15 protein-coding genes are annotated in these 16,298 nt (G+C 59.1%); 10 read left to right on the top strand and 5 right to left on the bottom strand.

What is annotated here, in order from left to right; all coding sequences use genetic code 11:
• Positions 1-65 precede the first annotated feature (65 nt).
• Positions 66-962, bottom strand: a complete 897-nt coding sequence (locus ABFT80_RS22235; protein WP_347974147.1) for a LysR family transcriptional regulator — start codon at positions 960-962, stop codon at positions 66-68.
• Between the two features lie 95 nt (positions 963-1,057).
• On the opposite strand from ABFT80_RS22235, the gene ABFT80_RS22230 reads away from it, so the two are divergent.
• Entirely contained in the window at positions 1,058-2,053 is a 996-nt protein-coding gene (locus ABFT80_RS22230; RefSeq protein WP_347974146.1) for an aldo/keto reductase, read from the top strand.
• 244 nt (positions 2,054-2,297) lie between these two features.
• On the opposite strand, the gene uvrB is transcribed toward ABFT80_RS22230, so the two are convergent.
• The gene (gene uvrB, locus ABFT80_RS22225) at positions 2,298-5,417 is read right to left on the bottom strand and encodes an excinuclease ABC subunit UvrB (protein WP_347974145.1); all 3,120 of its coding nucleotides are present in this window, start codon (positions 5,415-5,417) and stop codon (positions 2,298-2,300) included.
• Between the two features lie 194 nt (positions 5,418-5,611).
• Here uvrB and ABFT80_RS22220 point away from each other — a divergent pair, with 194 nt between their 5' ends.
• The 5 genes from ABFT80_RS22220 (at position 5,612) to ABFT80_RS22200 (ending at position 9,995) form a co-directional block, all read left to right on the top strand.
• Positions 5,612-6,811, top strand: a complete 1,200-nt coding sequence (locus ABFT80_RS22220) for a glycosyltransferase family 4 protein (protein WP_347974144.1) — start codon at positions 5,612-5,614, stop codon at positions 6,809-6,811.
• A gap of 349 nt (positions 6,812-7,160) precedes the next feature.
• Positions 7,161-7,403 carry a DUF1344 domain-containing protein gene (locus ABFT80_RS22215; protein WP_347974143.1) on the top strand — a complete coding sequence of 81 codons (243 nt, stop codon included), beginning with the start codon at positions 7,161-7,163 and terminating at the stop codon, positions 7,401-7,403.
• 108 nt (positions 7,404-7,511) lie between these two features.
• Positions 7,512-8,132: a hypothetical protein gene (locus tag ABFT80_RS22210; protein ID WP_347974142.1), complete on the top strand. Its 621-nt coding sequence runs from the start codon at positions 7,512-7,514 to the stop codon at positions 8,130-8,132.
• A gap of 7 nt (positions 8,133-8,139) precedes the next feature.
• Complete coding sequence (locus tag ABFT80_RS22205; RefSeq protein ID WP_347974141.1) at positions 8,140-8,625, top strand: GNAT family N-acetyltransferase; 486 nt, start codon at positions 8,140-8,142, stop codon at positions 8,623-8,625.
• 44 nt (positions 8,626-8,669) lie between these two features.
• Positions 8,670-9,995 carry a PQQ-dependent sugar dehydrogenase gene (locus tag ABFT80_RS22200; protein ID WP_347974140.1) on the top strand — a complete coding sequence of 442 codons (1,326 nt, stop codon included), beginning with the start codon at positions 8,670-8,672 and terminating at the stop codon, positions 9,993-9,995.
• 307 nt (positions 9,996-10,302) lie between these two features.
• On the opposite strand, the gene ABFT80_RS22195 is transcribed toward ABFT80_RS22200, so the two are convergent.
• Positions 10,303-11,514, bottom strand: a complete 1,212-nt coding sequence (locus ABFT80_RS22195; RefSeq protein ID WP_347974139.1) for a mandelate racemase/muconate lactonizing enzyme family protein — start codon at positions 11,512-11,514, stop codon at positions 10,303-10,305.
• Positions 11,515-11,683: 169 nt separating this feature from the next.
• The gene (locus ABFT80_RS22190; protein ID WP_347974273.1) at positions 11,684-13,303 is read right to left on the bottom strand and encodes a GMC family oxidoreductase; all 1,620 of its coding nucleotides are present in this window, start codon (positions 13,301-13,303) and stop codon (positions 11,684-11,686) included.
• A 190-nt stretch (positions 13,304-13,493) separates the two neighbouring features.
• On the opposite strand from ABFT80_RS22190, the gene ABFT80_RS22185 reads away from it, so the two are divergent.
• The 3 genes from ABFT80_RS22185 (at position 13,494) to ABFT80_RS22175 (ending at position 15,103) form a co-directional block, all read left to right on the top strand.
• Positions 13,494-13,889 carry an acyl-CoA thioesterase gene (locus tag ABFT80_RS22185; protein WP_347974272.1) on the top strand — a complete coding sequence of 132 codons (396 nt, stop codon included), beginning with the start codon at positions 13,494-13,496 and terminating at the stop codon, positions 13,887-13,889.
• 139 nt (positions 13,890-14,028) lie between these two features.
• Positions 14,029-14,346 carry a hypothetical protein gene (locus ABFT80_RS22180; RefSeq protein WP_347974138.1) on the top strand — a complete coding sequence of 106 codons (318 nt, stop codon included), beginning with the start codon at positions 14,029-14,031 and terminating at the stop codon, positions 14,344-14,346.
• Between the two features lie 85 nt (positions 14,347-14,431).
• Positions 14,432-15,103, top strand: a complete 672-nt coding sequence (locus ABFT80_RS22175; RefSeq protein WP_347974137.1) for a GNAT family N-acetyltransferase — start codon at positions 14,432-14,434, stop codon at positions 15,101-15,103.
• Here the strand turns inward: ABFT80_RS22175 and ABFT80_RS22170 are convergent.
• Positions 15,100-15,483: a winged helix-turn-helix transcriptional regulator gene (locus tag ABFT80_RS22170; RefSeq protein WP_347974136.1), complete on the bottom strand. Its 384-nt coding sequence runs from the start codon at positions 15,481-15,483 to the stop codon at positions 15,100-15,102. The genes ABFT80_RS22175 and ABFT80_RS22170 overlap by 4 nt on opposite strands.
• An 89-nt stretch (positions 15,484-15,572) precedes the next feature.
• Between ABFT80_RS22170 and ABFT80_RS22165 the strand changes: the two genes are divergently transcribed.
• Positions 15,573-16,169: an NADPH-dependent FMN reductase gene (locus ABFT80_RS22165; RefSeq protein ID WP_347974135.1), complete on the top strand. Its 597-nt coding sequence runs from the start codon at positions 15,573-15,575 to the stop codon at positions 16,167-16,169.
• Positions 16,170-16,298: the final 129 nt, after the last annotated feature.

Genomic DNA, 16,298 nt, shown 5'->3' with positions numbered 1-16,298 from the left:
TTGAATATAGGAGGGGTTGAAAAAATAGTCAACCATATGGGTGAATATTTTTTCAAATGGAGGTATCAGGCGGGGTTTTCGGCTTTTCTGACGAAATCCACGAAGGCGCGCAGGGGCGGGGGCATGTGACGGCGGGTCTGGTAATAGAGGAAGGGGCCGGAGAAATCGGTCTGCCAATCGGCCAGAATGCGGATGAGCGCGCCGGATTCGACCTCGGCGCGCAGATGCTCCTCGAAGCCTGCCACCACGCCAAGGCCTGCGATGGCAGCAGTGCGCACCATCGGCCATGACGAGGCGATCAGCGGTCCATCCGGCACGACGCGGATGCGGCGTGTTTCGCGTTCGAAATCCCAGACGCTGAGTGCGCCGCCTGCAAACCGGTAGCCGAGCTTGGCATGGTCGGCGAGTTCGCGCGGATGGCGCGGCGTGCCGTGGCGTTCGAGATAGGCGGGCGCGGCGCAGACCGCGAAGCGCTGGCGGCGCGGGCCGATGGGGATCGCGATCATATCCTGCGCGATGCTTTCCTCGTAGCGGATGCCCGCGTCGAAACCGGCGGCAAGCACGTCGACGAAACTGTCCTGCGCAACGATGTCGAGCCGGACGCCGGGATGGGCGGCGAGGAAACGCGCGGCGATCTGCGGCAGAATGTAATCGGCGACGATGGTCGGCACGTTGAGACGCAAAGTGCTGCTCGGTCGGCCGGAGTCGCTGGCGACGCCATCAACTGCCTCGGCGATTTCGGCAAGGGCGGGGCGTATGCGCTGCAACAGGCGCTGCCCGGCTTCGGTGGGTGTGACGCTGCGCGTCGTGCGGTTGAGCAGGCGCACGTCGAGACTGTCTTCCAAGCGGCGCACCGCATCGCTTAGGGATGAGGCCGACATGCGGTTGCGGTGCGCGGCAAGGCGGAAGCCGCCCGCCTCGACCACGGCGGCGAACATGGTCAGATCATCAAGATTGTTCATTGTCCGGTTTTCCGTACAGCCTGTATCGATATTGAAGGATTATCGCACATTCGCCCCAGTGGCATAGTGGCTTTCGACACAGGAGGTCATTCGACATGGAAAAACGTCAATTAGGAAAAACGGGCATCGAGAGCGCGATGATCGGGCTCGGCTGCATGGGCATGTCGGGCATGTATGGCCCGTCGGATCGTGCTGAAAGCATCGCGACGATACATGCTGCGCTCGATGCCGGGATCGATCTGCTCGACACGGGCGATTTCTACGGCATGGGGCATAATGAAATGCTGATTGCCGAAGCGGTGAAAGGCATTCCACGCGACAATTACAAGCTAAGCGTGAAGTTCGGCGCGCTGCGCGATCCGGCCGGTGGCTGGATGGGATATGATGCGCGGCCTAAGGCGGTGAAGAGCTTTCTCGCCTATACGCTGCAGCGTCTGGGCGTGGATCATATCGACATCTACCGGCCTTCGCGGCTCGATCCGGCTGTGCCGATCGAGGAAACGGTGGGCGTGATCGCCGATATGGTGAAGGCCGGATATGTGCGCCATATCGGGCTTTCGGAAGTGGGCGCCGATACGATGCGTCGGGCGGCGGCAGTGCATCCGATCAGCGATCTTCAGATCGAATATTCGCTGATTTCGCGCGGGCCGGAAGCGACGATCCTGCCTGCCGCGCAGGAACTCGGTATCGGCATTACCGCGTACGGCGTGCTGTCGCGCGGGCTGATCAGCGGACATTGGCAGAAGGCTTCGGGGCAGAACAAGGGCGATTTCCGCGCCATGAGCCCACGGTTCCAGGCGGAGAATGTCGAGGCCAATCTGGCGCTGGTCGAGGCATTGCGCCAGATCGCCGAGGAAAAGGGCGTGACGGTTGCGCAACTGGCAATCGCCTGGGTCGCCGCGCAAGGCGACATGATCGTGCCGGTGGTGGGTGCGCGAAAGCGGGACCGTCTGCAGGAAGCGCTCGGCGCGGCAGACGTTACATTTTCACCGCAGGATCTGGCGCGGATCGAGCAGGCCGTGCCGAAGGATGCGGCGGCTGGTGAACGTTACGACCAGTCGCAGATGGCGATGCTGGACAGCGAGCGGTAGGCTCGGAGGCCTTCATTTTTTAAATAGCAACGCTGGCGGGACAGCACCCCCCTCTGCCCTGCCGGGCATCTCCCCCTCAAGGGTGGAGATTACTCTTTCATGAAAACACGGCACTAATTGTTGACGTTACAGAATGAAAGCGGACGGTGGTGTCAGCCAATCTCCACCCTTGAGGGGGAGATGCCCGGCAGGGCAGAGGGGGGTGCCTCGCGAATCCTTCAAAATGGAAATGCTCTAGAGGAGGCTACTTCCCCGGCCGGCCAGTCTTGCCGGGGCGCCGCTTCTGGCGGGCTGCGTCGGACGGGTCTTCATAAGAGCCGATACCGGTGCGTTCGCGGCGGACAGGGGCGGGGTTGTCGGAGAGATTGCGATCCTTCGCGCCCCCCTCTGTCCTGCCGGACATCTCCCCCACAGGTGGGGAGATTGGCAGCTTTTGCGGCGGCGTTCCCTGGACAGGTTTTTCCGTGCGGCGGACGGTCATTTCGTCAAGCGAGTTCTTCTTGAACAATGACCGGCTCTGATCATCCGGCAAGCCGTAATCGGCACCGTGCGCTTCCTGTGCGGACTGCTTCTTGAACAGTGGTTTTTCGGGCGGTGTTTTACCGGAGCGGGTGGTGTGGTCGCCGGCGCGGCCCATTTCGTCGAGTTCGGGCTTGGCGAAAAGCGATCTGCCGGAAGCGGCGCGCTGTTTGGTGCGTTCTTCCTGCGGGGAGGGTGCGTTTTCATCGACCGCGCGATGGATGGCGCGGCCTTTGTTGTGCTTGCCCTTTTCGCGGCCTGATACCGGACTTTCCATATCGGCATATTTCGCGAGCGGATCGTCGGAAATGGAGAGTTCCATTTCGTGCAAACGCTTGATCTCGTCGCGCAGGCGGGCGGCCTTTTCGAAGTCGAGATCGGCGGCGGCATCGCGCATCTGCTTGCTCAGCGCTTCGAGATGCGCTTTCAGATTGTTGCCGACCATGTTGCCGTCTGCGGCGAAAGTCGAAATGTCGGCGCGGACGTGATCCTTCTCGTAGACCGAGTCCAGAATATCGGAAATGCGCGACTTCACACTTTCAGGCGTGATGCCGTTGGCTTCGTTCCACGCCACCTGCTTTTCGCGGCGGCGCGAGGTTTCGTCCATGGCGCGCTGCATCGAACCGGTGATCTGGTCGGCGTAAAGAATGACCTTGCCGTCCACGTTGCGTGCCGCGCGACCGATGGTCTGGATGAGCGAGGTTTCGGAACGCAGGAAGCCTTCCTTGTCGGCATCGAGGATCGCCACGAAAGCGCATTCGGGAATATCGAGGCCTTCGCGCAGAAGGTTGATGCCGACAAGCACGTCGAAGGCGCCAAGGCGCAAATCGCGCAGGATCTCGATGCGCTCCAGCGTGTCGATGTCGGAGTGCATGTAGCGCACGCGGATGCCGTTTTCATGGAGGTATTCGGTCAGATCCTCCGCCATGCGCTTGGTGAGAACGGTGACGAGGGTGCGATAGCCCGCTTTGGTCGTTTCGCGGATTTCGCCGACGACATCATCGACCTGACTCTTGGCCGGACGGATTTCGACCGGCGGATCGATGAGGCCGGTGGGACGGATGACCTGTTCCGCAAATACGCCGCCGGATTGGTCGAGTTCCCAGCCGCCGGGGGTGGCGGACACAGCGACGGAAAGAGGGCGCATTGCGTCCCATTCCTCGAAGCGCAGCGGGCGATTGTCCATGCAGGAGGGCAGGCGGAAGCCATATTCGGCCAGCGTCGCCTTGCGGCGGAAGTCGCCCCGATACATGCCGCCGATCTGTGGAATCGTGACGTGGCTTTCATCGACGAAGACGAGCGCGTTGTCGGGAATATATTCGAACAGGGTCGGCGGCGGATCGCCGGGGCGGCGGCCTGTGAGATAGCGCGAATAGTTTTCGATACCGGCGCAGGAGCCGGTTGCTTCGAGCATTTCGAGATCGAAGCGCGTGCGCTGTTCAAGGCGTTGGGCTTCCAGCAGGCGGCCTGCCTTTTCAAGTTCGACAAGGCGGCCCTTGAGCTCATCCTTGATCGATTTGATCGCCTGATTGAGCGTTGGGCGCGGCGTGACATAGTGCGAATTGGCGTAAATCTTGACCGATTTCAGATCGCCGGTCTTGTTTCCGGTGAGCGGGTCGAACTCGGTGATCTGCTCGATCTCGTCGCCGAACATGGAAATGCGCCAGGCGCTGTCTTCCAAGTGGGCCGGGAAGATTTCGATCGTGTCGCCACGCACACGGAACGAGCCGCGCACGAAATTGATGTCCTGCCGCTTGTATTGCTGGGCCACGAGATCGGCCAGCAATTGGCGCTGGTCGAGCCTGTCGCCGACGCTCATCTGGAAGGTCATGGCGGTGTAGGTTTCGACCGAGCCGATACCGTAGATGCATGAGACCGAAGCGACGATGATGACGTCGTCGCGCTCCAGCAGCGAGCGCGTGGCTGAGTGGCGCATGCGGTCGATCTGCTCGTTGATCGAGGATTCCTTCTCGATGAAGGTATCGGTGCGCGGGACGTAGGCTTCCGGCTGGTAGTAATCGTAGTAGGAAACGAAATACTCGACCGCGTTTTCGGGGAAGAACTTCTTGAACTCCGAATAAAGCTGGGCCGCCAGCGTCTTGTTCGGTGCGAGAATGAGCGCGGGGCGCTGGGTTTCCTCGATGACCTTGGCCATGGTGAAGGTCTTGCCGGAGCCGGTGACGCCAAGCAGAACCTGCGTACGATCATGTTCCGAAACGCCGGAGACGAGATCCCTGATCGCGGTCGGCTGATCGCCTGCCGGTTCGAACTCCGACACCATCTTGATCGCCACGCCGCCTTCGGATTTCTCCGGGCGGGCAGGGCGGTGGGGAACCCACATCTCACCATTCTTGTGCAGCGGATTGCCGGATTCGATCAAAGCCGAGAGTGCCGCGACGGTCGCCGTGACGCCGGAATTGGACAGCGAGGCCGCGTCTTCCAGATCGATGTCGAGACCTGCGACGGGGTTCAGGCCAGCGGCGGCGCGTTCTTTGGCGGTCGCGGCTCCGCCCATCGATGTGCCGCGCGCCGACTTTGTCGGGGCGGAGGAACGCTCGGGGATTTTTTTCTTTTTGGCGCTCGAATTGTCAGGCGCGGCGGCCGGTCGGCCTTGCCGAGCTTTGCTCGGTTCGGTGTCAGCCTCATCCGCAATTTCCTTGGCCCAATCCGAAATCGAGCCGGAGAGCGGTGTGCCGGAAAGCTCAGGCTGCGGCGCTTCGCTAAAGCCGTTGCGCTCCAGCGGTTCTGCGGCGTCGAGATATTCGGTCAGCGGGCTGCGGCGCGCGGCTTTCGTCGCACCTTTGGCCGCTTCGCGCGGCGATGGTTTTTCAGGAGATTTGGCCATGGCCGGAATATGGGGAAAGTCGAGGCAAATGGAAAGGGTCGGAAGCGCGCATGCAACGCTGTGAAGGCGATTACTGACAGGAGGCTGTCAGGAGTGCGCGGCCTCAATACTTCGTGTGCGATAGATGGTTCGCCTTGAACAAATTGTCGCAGGGTATTATGCCGGTTGTACAGGGTTTAGGGCACTCGATTCTTATGAACGCGTATTTGGCTGCAGATCAGGCTAAACGCCCAGAGGAACGAAGCAGGGCATTTCCGCTTTCGCTTCGTCCGATGAAGATCGCGCATCTGATAAGCCACAAATCGCAGAACGGTGTCGCGACCAGCCTGAAAGAACTCATCGACGCCCAGTTGCGCGCAGGCCATCAGATCATGCTGGTGCACAGGCCGAAATCCTGGATACAGGCGCAGAGTTTCGCGGGCAGTGTGAAGATGGTCGAGGCGCGGTTCTCGATGAAGCCGGGCGATCTGCGCAAGACCGGATATGCGATACGCGACTGGGGCAGGACGATCGTCCACGCGCATGGCTCGCCGGCAAACAAGACACTGATGATTTTCCGTATCGCCGATGGCGTGCCTTCGGTGATGACCGCGCATTTGAGGCATTTCCAGCTTCCCTGGCGCGCGGCGCATGCCGTGATCGGCCTCAACAAGAAAACCGCGGATTATTACACATTGCGCAAGCTCGTTCCGACGGAGCGCATGTATGTTCTGTCCAATCTGTTCGATGCCTCGCAGATCGCGCCCGTCACAGAAAGCTCGCGCATGGCCGCGCGGGCAACACTCGGCATTCGCAACGAGGCGTTTGTACTGGGATCGATCGGGCAAATCTCGGATCGCAAGAACCAGGTCGATATACTGCGGCTTCTGAAGAAGCTCGTTTTAGAAGGTCTCGACGCCGACCTTCTGCTGATCGGCCATCTGAGCGAGAACAAGCAGCCGATGCCGGGCTGGAACGCGATGCTCGCCGATCCGGCCATTGCAGGGCGCGTGCATCTTGCCGGTCATCGCAACGATGCGGTGAAGCTGCTTCATGCGATGGATGTGTTTGTCTGCACGTCGCGTCGCGAGGAAGCGCCGATAGCGCCCGTCGAGGCGATGGCTGTCGAAATACCTGTGCTGTCGACGAAGGTCGGCAATATGGACGAATTGCTGGCGCCTGCATCCCTGTTCGAAATCGGCGATATGGACGGTATGGGTCGCGCGGTTTCGCGGCTTGCGGCGGATGAGGCTATGCGGCGGGCAAAGGGTGCTGCGGCGCGGCGCATGGTCGTCGAAAAGCTTGCACCCGAAGCCGTGCAGCCGAAAATGGATGAGGTTTATTTCGATGCCTTGGAACGCGCCAGGGATCGCGGCCGCCGCTACTTCAAGGATCCGGCCGATCTGCGCTGGTAGGCACTGCGACGGCCAATAAAAATTCGGCCGCGGATTTTTTCACGGCCATGATGTGACTTCGGGCTGCCGGAAAATCTGGCGGTGAAGTGACGGCGCAAAGAGCAGCCACAATCGCCAGACTACGCGCAAAACGTGCAATCGCGGCTTTTTCAGAATGACGCGAAACAGCCCGTTCGTTCGGGGAACGCTCGAATGTGTTCAAATCAAGTCTATGTTTTTATTTGATAATTTCATTGTTCGTGATTTGCGGGAAGGGCCGATCGCGTTTTAGGTCCGGGGTGTTCCGACGAGCTCGCTGAGCCACCAAGCAGCGAATTCGACGGAGCAAATTTAAACCGGAGTACACGCAATGAAGAAAATCCTTGCAACCACGATCGCTTCCCTCGCATTCATCGGCGCGGCCTATGCCGCCACGGTAGAGGGCGTCGTGCAGGGTGTCGATCCGGCGACGCGGACGGTTACTCTTCAGGATGGACAGTCTTTTGTCGCTCCTGAAAACGTTGCCATCGACGCTATGACCGAAGGCACGAAAATCGTGATTTCCGTGGACGATGCAACCGGCGCGATTACCGGCGTCGAAACCGCATCGTAGATCCCAGGATCTGAAAAACGAATTCAAGGCCGCCCTTCGGGGCGGCCTTTTTATGTGGCCATGCGGCTTGAGCCGCGCTATCCGTTTCTGATCAAAACGGGGCTTCACATGAAAAAGCTTGTTCTGCTGGTTCTGGTGTTGGCATTTGCGGGACATCCTGCAGTTGCGGAAGAGCTGAAGACATACAAATTGACGATCGGCGATCAGACGATCGATCTCGATGCGGGCGAGACGGAAGAATTCACGCTTCCGAATGGTGAGAAAACCACCGTATCGATCAGCCGGAACGAATTCTCGACCTTCAAAGGCGACAAGTTCGCGTTCGTCTATCCGGGAAATATGACGGTTGCGATGTCGCAGCTTGGCGAAAACATCGCGCAGTATTTTATCTCATCCGCACTGGGCTCGATGGTGATCGTGCAGGAATATACCAGTATGGATCCTTCGATGCTGGCGCCGCTGATGCTGCAACAGTTGACGAAAGAGTCCATTCAAGCAGGCGCTACACTCGAGCAGAAGCCGACGACAAGGCAATTGAAGCAGGGCGAAAGTCTTTCCGGCATTCTTGCGACAGTGAAAAGCAAGAGCGAGTCGGTGGACTACGAGATCGTCACCTACGGCAAGGATAGTGAGGGACTGATCGCGATAACGCGGATCGACCAGAATAATCGCGATGAAGACGGCAAGATCATCGACCGGTTCTGGGACAGCCTGACAATCAAGGAATAGTGAAGCGATGGAAATTCGTGACGAGCGCAGTGACGACGAAGAGGCGGTGAATCGGCTGGTCGAGCAGGCGTTCGGTCAGCCCGCCGAGGCGCAGCTTGTCGTGCAATTGCGAAAGTCAGGCGAAGCCGTGGTTTCGCTGGTCGCGGTGGACAATGCACGGATCGTCGGCCATGTGATGCTTTCGACCATGGCTGCACCTTTTCCCGCCCTTGGACTTGCGCCATTGGCGGTGGAGCCTGATTTTCAGAAAAAAGGCATCGGGGCCGCGCTTATAAAGGCTGCGATCGATCGCGCCGAAAAGATGGGAAGCCGGGCGATTTTCGTGCTGGGCGACCCTGCCTATTACGGGCGTTTCGGATTCCGCGCCGATCTCGCCGCTGGGTTCTCGACGCCCTATGCGGGCGAATATTTCATGGTGCTGCCGCTGGGCGGCTCTTTGCCGGTCTCGACGGGGCAGATCGACTACTCGCCGTCCTTCAGCGGTCTGGAGTGAACCCGATGCGCTCTCGCGCATTAAGCGGATAGGGAGCTTGGATCATGATAAAATTCGTCGTTGCTTTGGTTGTCGTCGTGGCGCTCGCGCTGGGCGGCGTCTTTTACTTCTCATATGAGAAATCGAGCCTACCGGAAGAACAGACATTCGGGCCAAGCCCGACACTGCCGCAGCCCAACCCGACGCTGATCCCCACGGTGAACATCGCCAAGGCGAATTCCTGGCCGCAAGGCGCCAAGCCGGTGGCGGCTGAAGGCTTGACTGTGAACGAGTTCGCAGGTGAACTCGACCATCCGCGCTGGATGCATGTTCTGCCGAATGGCGACGTGCTGGTTGCGGAGACCAACAAGCCTGCCAAGGAAGAGTCAGGTTTTAGCCCGCGCGCGCTCGTCATGGGTCTGGTGATGGGTAGATCCGGTGCCGGAGCGAAAACCGCCAATCGAATTTCGCTGCTGCGCGATGCGGATGGCGATGGCGTTGCCGAGATGAAGGTGCCTTTTCTCGAAGGCCTGAACTCGCCCTTCGGCATGGCGCTGGTGGGCAATACGTTTTACGTCGCGAACACCGATGCGGTGATGGCGTTTCCTTATGAGGAAGGCGCAACCAGCATCACCGCGCAGGGCGAGAAAATCGTTGATCTGCCCGGCGGGCCGATCAACCATCATTGGACGAAGGATCTTATCGCCAGCCCGGATGGCAGCACGCTCTATGCGACGGCTGGTTCCAACAGCAATGTCGGCGAGAACGGCATGGAGGCAGAGGAAAACCGCGCCGCTGTGTTGCGCATCGATCCGGCAGCGAAGTCGCTGACGCTGTTCGCATCCGGCCTGCGCAACCCGAACGGCCTGACCTGGAACCCGGCCAATGGCGAGCTTTGGGTCGCGGTGAACGAGCGCGACGAGATCGGTAGCGATCTGGTGCCGGATTATATGACTTCGGTGAAAGAGGGTGCGTTCTATGGCTGGCCATACAGCTATTTCGGTCAGAATATCGACAAGCGCCCGCAGCCGCCAAGGCCCGATCTGGTGGAGAAGGCTATTGCGCCGGACTATGCTCTGGGTACTCATACAGCCTCGCTTGGCCTGGCATTCAACACGGGCGATCTGTTCGGGCCGGATTATGCCGATGGCGTTTTCGTCGGGCAGCATGGTTCGTGGAACCGCAGGCCGCGCAGCGGCTACAAGGTGATCTTCGTGCCGTTTGTCGATGGCAAACCTTCGGGTGCGCCGCAGGATATTTTGACCGGGTTTCTGAACGACAAGGAGGAGGCGCAGGGCCGTCCTGTCGGTGTCGTTATCGATTCAAAGGGCGCGCTTTTGGTGGCTGATGATGTCGGCAACAAGATCTGGCGCGTGGTGCCTGCCGAGTAGTGCCTTTCCTATTTGACGGAATCACGAGGCGCCCCCCTCTGTCCTGCCGGACATCTCCCCCACGGGTGGGGAGATTACTCTATCATTTAAGCACGGCACCAATCGCTGAAGTTGCAGAATGAAGAGGCGGAGAGTTGTGTCAGCCAATCTCCCCACCTGTGGGGGAGATGTCCGGTAGGACAGAGGGGGGCGCTGTCCCGCCAGCGTTTCTATCTAAAAAAATGAAGGCTCAAGCGTTGAATCATGCGGTTTTCAGAATGATTCCGCGCTGTCTTTCAACTGTATGATTCGAAGCGCTTTTTCTTGATCAGGGAAACAGCGCTTCCTGCATCATGTCGAGGTGAAGCTGCCTGCCATTGTAGGGGTGCGTCTCGCATACTTCTTCGTTGAGTTCGACGCCGAGGCCCGGCTCTTTCGATGGTATGACGTAGCCATCTTCCCATTCGATTTTCCGGTTCAGCAGCTTTTCGTGGAAGCCACCCCACTGCTTGAGCGATTCCAGAATGAGGAAGTTCGGCAGGGTCGTGGCGAGCTGGATGTTGGCGGCGCCGACGATCGGTCCGCAATAGCAATGCGGGGCGATCTGGATGTGATAGGCCTCGGCCATTGCCGCGATCTTCTTCGTTTCAAGCAAGCCGCCGGAGCGGCCGAGGTCAGGCTGGAGAATGGCGGCTGCGCGCTGCTCGATGATGCGCGCGAATTCGAATTTCGTGGTCAGGCGCTCGCCGGTGGCGATTGGAATTGATGTGCCGCGCGCGACCTGCGCCATGACTTCGGGCATATCCGGCGGCACCGGTTCCTCGAACCAGAGCGGGTCGTAAGGTTCGATGGCGCGGGCCATGCGCAAGGCGCCAGACGCGGTGAACTGGCCATGCGTGCCGAACAGAATGTCCGCCTTGTTGCCGACCGCCTCGCGGATCGCCTTCATCATGCGCGTCGCGAGGTCGATGTCGTACAGGCGCGGCTGGTGGCCGTCATGGATTGTGTATGGCCCGGCAGGGTCGAGCTTCACCGCGTTGAAGCCCTGGCGTACATAGGAGAGGGCGCATTCGGCGGCGAGTTCGGGTGTGTTGTAGACGTTTTCCGGCTCGGCCTCGGCGGGAACGGCACTGCCGGTTTCAGGGTAAAGATAGGTGTAGGTGCGCAGACGCTCATGCACCTGTCCGCCGAGAAGCTTGTAGATGGGCTTGTCTGCCTCCTTGCCGATAATGTCCCAACAGGCGATTTCGAGCGCTGAAAAACATCCCATAACGGAAATGTCCGGGCGCTGCGAAAAGCCCGACGAATAGGCGCGGCGGAAGAAGGTTTCAATGTCGTGCGGATCGCGTCCAAGGAGATAGCGCTCGGCAAGATCTTCGATCATGCGGGCGGTGACGTGCGGGCCGAAGGTCGCGTTATACGCCTCGCCATAGCCGACGATATTGGAGTCGGTGATGAGCTTGACGAAGATGAAATAGCGCCCGCCGATGCCGGGAGGGGGATTGCCGACCACGAAGGTTTTTACGTCGGTGATTTTCATCGGGCTCTCCTTGGTCTTGGCATCTAGTTGCGTCGCCCCTCATCCGCCTGCCGGCACCTTCTCCCCGTAGAGAATGGGGAGAAGGGACAAGCGGAAACGTTGCAAACAACTTCCGTCTCCCCGCAAACGGGGAGAAGGTGCCGGCAGGCGGATGAGGGGCGGCAAAGCGCTATCCAACGCTATCCTCCAGCACCATGGCAGCGCCCTTTGCGCCGGTGAGGATTGCGGCGGCGTTGGTGTTGCCGGTGATGTTGTCGGGGAAGATCGAGGCGTCGATGATACGAAGGTTTTGTATGCCGTGGACGCGCAGGCGCGGATCGACCACGGAATTTTGCGGATCAGGCCCCATGCGGCAGGTCGAGACGGGGTGATAGACCGTGCCGCTGCGGCGGCGGAAATCGTCGATCAGCGCTTCGTCGCCGATGCAGGCCGCGCCGGGCAGTACTTCCTCCTCGATGATTTCAGCGATTGCCGGCATGGACGCTATCCTACGCAGGAATTTCACCGCGTCGAGCATCTCCGAGACATCATTGTCCGTTGAAAAGGCGTTGGGGCGGATGATTGGATATTCATGCGGGTTTGCCGAGCGGATCATGATCGAGCCGCGGCTCGATGGGCGGCAGTTTGACAGGCCTATGGAAAAGCCCGGCCATGGGTCGGGCGTCAGAATAGGGCGTTCGCCGACTCTTGGCAGGACGGTCGAAAAGGCTTGAAAATAGAGTTGCATGTTGGGCCGCTTTTGCGCCGGATCGGTGCGGAAGAAGCCGCCGCCCTGGTTCATGCTCATGGACAGGGGACCGCTGCGCATCAGCAGATATTGTGCGCCGACGAGCGCCTTGCCCCACCATGGGCGCAGGATCTGGTTCAGCGTGCGCTGCCTGCCGCGCCATGTGTAGTTGATGCCCTGATGGTCTTGGAGATGGTCGCCGACATTTTCGTTTGCGTGGTGCACGGATATGCCGAGGCCGGACAGGAGCGCCGATGGGCCGACGCCCGACAGTTGCAGCAATTGCGGCGTGTTGATCGATCCGCAGGAGAGGATTAATTCGCGGCCCGCGCGCGCCTTTATGGTCCTGCCGTTCTGAACATATTCGATGCCGATGGCGCGTGTGCCTTCGAAGAGGATTTTCGTTGCCAGAGCATTGGTTTCGACGCGGACATTCGTGCGCTTCATGGCCGGGCGAAGGAATGCGCGCGCGGCCGACATGCGCCTGCCGTTTTTCGTGGTGAGCTGATAGATGCCCACACCTTCCTGCGTCGCGCCGTTGAAATTCTGATTGAGCGCGAGGCCTGCCTGCTGTCCAGCCTTCAGGAAACGATCGGTAAGCGGATGGCAGCGCTGGCGGTTGTCGGTGATGTGGATCGGCCCGCCCTTGCCGCGACATTCATCGGCGCCAGCCTCATTGTCTTCCAGCGACTTGAAGAGGGGGAGAATGTCGTCATAGCTCCAGCCGGGATTTCCGGCTGCCGCCCATGCGTCATAGTCCTCGCGCTGGCCTCTTATCCAGACCATCGCGTTGATGGAGCTTGAGCCCCCAAGCAGCTTGCCGCGTGGCCAATGATCGGCATTTCCGGCAAAGCCGGGGTCGGGCTCCGTTCGGTAGTTCCAATTCACTTTCGGGTCGAAGAAGGTCTTGCCATAGCCGAGCGGCATCTGGACATAAAAGCGGCGGTCGGTGCCGCCAGCTTCCAGAACCAGCACGGTATAGCGTCCGCTGGCGGAGAGGCGCTCGGCCACTACCGATCCGGCTGAGCCCGAGCCGACAATAATGAAATCATAGGTTTGCATGTGTAATGGAAAGCGCCTGACGAAGGAGTTCAGATTTCGATTCAAGCGTATCGCCGGGCGTTCGATTTGCGCATCCTGTCATCCGGCATGGCTTGTGAAAAAAGCGACGGACAATCTGTGGATTGCAGGTGCCGCGCTTGCGAAGGGCGCGAGGGCGGGCGATTGTCGAGCGAGAAACGAGGAAGCGATCATGGTTCAATACGCGGAAGGCAGTCCGAACGGCGAATTGACGTTGCGCACGCTGGCCATGCCTTCGGACGCCAATGCGGCGGGCGATATTTTCGGTGGCTGGGTGATGGCGCAGATGGATCTTGCCTGCGGCATCCGCGCTGCCGAACGCGCCAAGGGTCGCGTGGTGACGGCGGCGGTGAAGGAGATGTCCTTCGCCAAGCCAATGAAGATTGGCGACACGCTGTGCATCTATACGCATGTCAATCGCGTGGGGCGCACATCGATGACGCTGAAGGTCGAAGCGTGGGCGCAGCGTTATCTGTCGGACCTCATGGAAAAGGTGACAGATGCCGATTTCGTGATGGTCGCGCTGGACAAGGACGGAAAGCCCAAACCCGTGCCATCCGAAGGCTAGAAAGAAGAAAGCCGATACTGCCGTTGTTTTGCATTACGGAATAACTTGCTGTGATGGCTGGAACTTTTAGACGAGCATCCTCGTTCTTCCTGTGATTGCCGATTTCGAAATACTCGGCAGATTTGAAGGAGGATTTATCATGAAAATGAAATTGCTTTCGGTTGCCGCAATGGCTTTCGCAATCAGCACCGGCGCTGCATTTGCTCAGGCAGAGAGCAACGATCCAGGTAGCAGTGCTCAGGGCACCAACAGCTCAATGGGCGGCATAATGGATAACCCGACCGTGATGTCGCCATTCTACACGGACGAAAGCATGAAAACGCTTCGTTCGAAGGAAGAAGTCATGGGCATGTACGGCAAGATGGCCGCTGAAGATCAGGCCAAGATCAAGGAAGAGTGCGCAAATGTGACTTCTCCGCGCGACTCGTTCTGCGAGACGATCAAAGACGCAAAATAGATCATCGGTATTTGATGAGAAGCAGCGGGTTCAGGCCCGCTGTTTTCGTTTGACATCGCTTTAGGCGCTGATCAATCTCGGATGCATGCCGGTTTCACGAGACCTTTTAAAAAGCTTCCTTCAGGGGTACTGCGCGGCCCGTGCTGGCAAGTGCCGGCGAACAACCGGCAAGGATTATGGATTTTTCTCCGAGTATGAAGATGGGATGATGAGGTCCGCCGAGCATTTCATACTCGAGGGTGGCGTTTTGGATGAAAGTTCGTTGCGATCTGGAGAGTGGGTAACTTTTTTCGGCAAACAGCCGGACCTGTTCGACGAGAGCAAGTTTTTGCATCTGGCCAACGAATATATGATGAAGGCGGATATTGCCGGTCTCTACAGATCGGACGGCGACATGGACTTAACCTGGCTGAAATCCAACGACGAAATCGATATATTCAATCGCTCCGGTGTTTTTCCGTCATTCGATCCAAGCGAAGAAGCGTTTCTTTTCGCTTTTAAAAAGGACGATGCGTATGTCGCAACGGCGCGGTACGGAACGGCCGGGAAGGGCTTTATCGTTGTAGATCGTGTCGGAACGCTCGATTGTTACAAACGACAGGGGTTAGCGAGCAGATTGCTGGCGGCGATCGTCGCTCATGCGAGCTTACGGGACATAAAAACCGCGTTGCTGGTCTCGACGGTAGAAGGCGAGCCCCTCTATTTGAAAGCCGGTTTCGAGCATGTTGCGCAAGTCAAAGTATTCTCGGTCAATTAAGCTTTCGCGCGCTCCGGGCAGCAGGCGTCGAACTCCGCGCGTGCGGCGTTGACGCGTGCGGTGTTTATTTTTGCCCATTCGCCAAGTGCGTGAACCGGCACGAGCAGCTCTTCGCCAAGCGGCGTGAGTGCATAATCGACACGCGGCGGGATCGTCGGGAACACCGTGCGGGTAACGAACCCGTCCCGCTCCAGACCGCGCAGCGTCGTGGTCAGCATTTTTTGTGAAATTCCACCGATCGCATTGCGCAACTCGTTGAAACGCATGGTGCCCTGGCCAAGCTTGCTGACGACGAGGACGGTCCATTTGTCGCCGACGCGCTGGAGAATCTCACTGACGGCGCGGCAATCCTCGGTGTTGTGGACGTATGTAGGTTTCAAAAAGGTGCCTCCTTGCGCGGTCTTTGATAGGTATCCTATATAGCGCCAGTATCCATTTTATACCATGAATCTTTCACGGAGAAATTCAAATGTCTAAACCCAGGATCGCGGTCGTCGTCGGATCGATACGCGCAGGACGCTTTGCGGACAAACCGGCAAGCTGGATTGCCGACCTTGCCAAGGCACGCGGCGATGTCGAAGTCGAGATCGTCGATCTTGCCGATTACCCGCTGCCGCTTTTTGCAGAAGCACGTTCGCCGCTTTGGGCTGAATCGGAAAACGAGATCGCCCGCAAATGGCAGGCCAAGCTTGGCGAGTTCGACGGTTACATTTTCACGGCTGCGGAATACAATCACGCGCCGACCGGCGTTTTGAAGAACGCGCTGGATTATGCGGGTCGCGAATGGGTGCGCAAGCCAGCCGGTTTCGTGGGTTACGGCGGTGTTGGCGGTGCGCGTGCGGTCGAGCATTTGCGCTTGATCGCGGTCGAGCTGCAGATGGCTCCCGTCAAGGCCGGCGTCCACATCGCATGGGCCGACATGGTGGCTGCCAATGAGGGCAAGAACCTCGGCGAGTTCGACCATCTCAACCAGGCAGGCAAGGCGCTGCTGGACGATGTCGTCTGGTGGGGCAAGGTGCTGAAGACGGCACGGGCTGCCGACGAGGCACAGGCACAAGCAGCCTAAATGAAATTCAGGTGAGGCCGGCCTGCGGATGGCGGCTTTCTGCGCTTCCGGTGCTCACGTACCCAAATGTACGCTGCGCGCCGGTTCTCGCAACCCGCCATTTTCGGCGCGGCCTGACCTGAATTTGGA

Source organism: Foliimonas ilicis (assembly GCF_039939195.1).
In the GTDB taxonomy this organism is placed as follows: domain Bacteria; phylum Pseudomonadota; class Alphaproteobacteria; order Rhizobiales; family Rhizobiaceae; genus Foliimonas; species Foliimonas ilicis.
Note: the sequence above shows the minus strand (reverse complement) of the source record. Positions and strands in the feature narration are given on the sequence as shown.

Coding starts and splice junctions, on each gene's coding strand:
- ABFT80_RS22205 (WP_347974141.1), top strand. CDS start 8,140: ATGGAAATTCGTGACGAGCGCAGTGACGACGAAGAGGCGGTGAATCGG.
- ABFT80_RS22230 (WP_347974146.1), top strand. CDS start 1,058: ATGGAAAAACGTCAATTAGGAAAAACGGGCATCGAGAGCGCGATGATC.
- ABFT80_RS22200 (WP_347974140.1), top strand. CDS start 8,670: ATGATAAAATTCGTCGTTGCTTTGGTTGTCGTCGTGGCGCTCGCGCTG.
- ABFT80_RS22220 (WP_347974144.1), top strand. CDS start 5,612: ATGAACGCGTATTTGGCTGCAGATCAGGCTAAACGCCCAGAGGAACGA.
- ABFT80_RS22175 (WP_347974137.1), top strand. CDS start 14,432: ATGCCGGTTTCACGAGACCTTTTAAAAAGCTTCCTTCAGGGGTACTGC.
- ABFT80_RS22235 (WP_347974147.1), bottom strand. CDS start 962: ATGAACAATCTTGATGATCTGACCATGTTCGCCGCCGTGGTCGAGGCG.
- ABFT80_RS22195 (WP_347974139.1), bottom strand. CDS start 11,514: ATGAAAATCACCGACGTAAAAACCTTCGTGGTCGGCAATCCCCCTCCC.
- ABFT80_RS22215 (WP_347974143.1), top strand. CDS start 7,161: ATGAAGAAAATCCTTGCAACCACGATCGCTTCCCTCGCATTCATCGGC.
- ABFT80_RS22165 (WP_347974135.1), top strand. CDS start 15,573: ATGTCTAAACCCAGGATCGCGGTCGTCGTCGGATCGATACGCGCAGGA.
- uvrB (WP_347974145.1), bottom strand. CDS start 5,417: ATGGCCAAATCTCCTGAAAAACCATCGCCGCGCGAAGCGGCCAAAGGT.
- ABFT80_RS22180 (WP_347974138.1), top strand. CDS start 14,029: ATGAAAATGAAATTGCTTTCGGTTGCCGCAATGGCTTTCGCAATCAGC.
- ABFT80_RS22190 (WP_347974273.1), bottom strand. CDS start 13,303: ATGCAAACCTATGATTTCATTATTGTCGGCTCGGGCTCAGCCGGATCG.
- ABFT80_RS22210 (WP_347974142.1), top strand. CDS start 7,512: ATGAAAAAGCTTGTTCTGCTGGTTCTGGTGTTGGCATTTGCGGGACAT.
- ABFT80_RS22185 (WP_347974272.1), top strand. CDS start 13,494: ATGGTTCAATACGCGGAAGGCAGTCCGAACGGCGAATTGACGTTGCGC.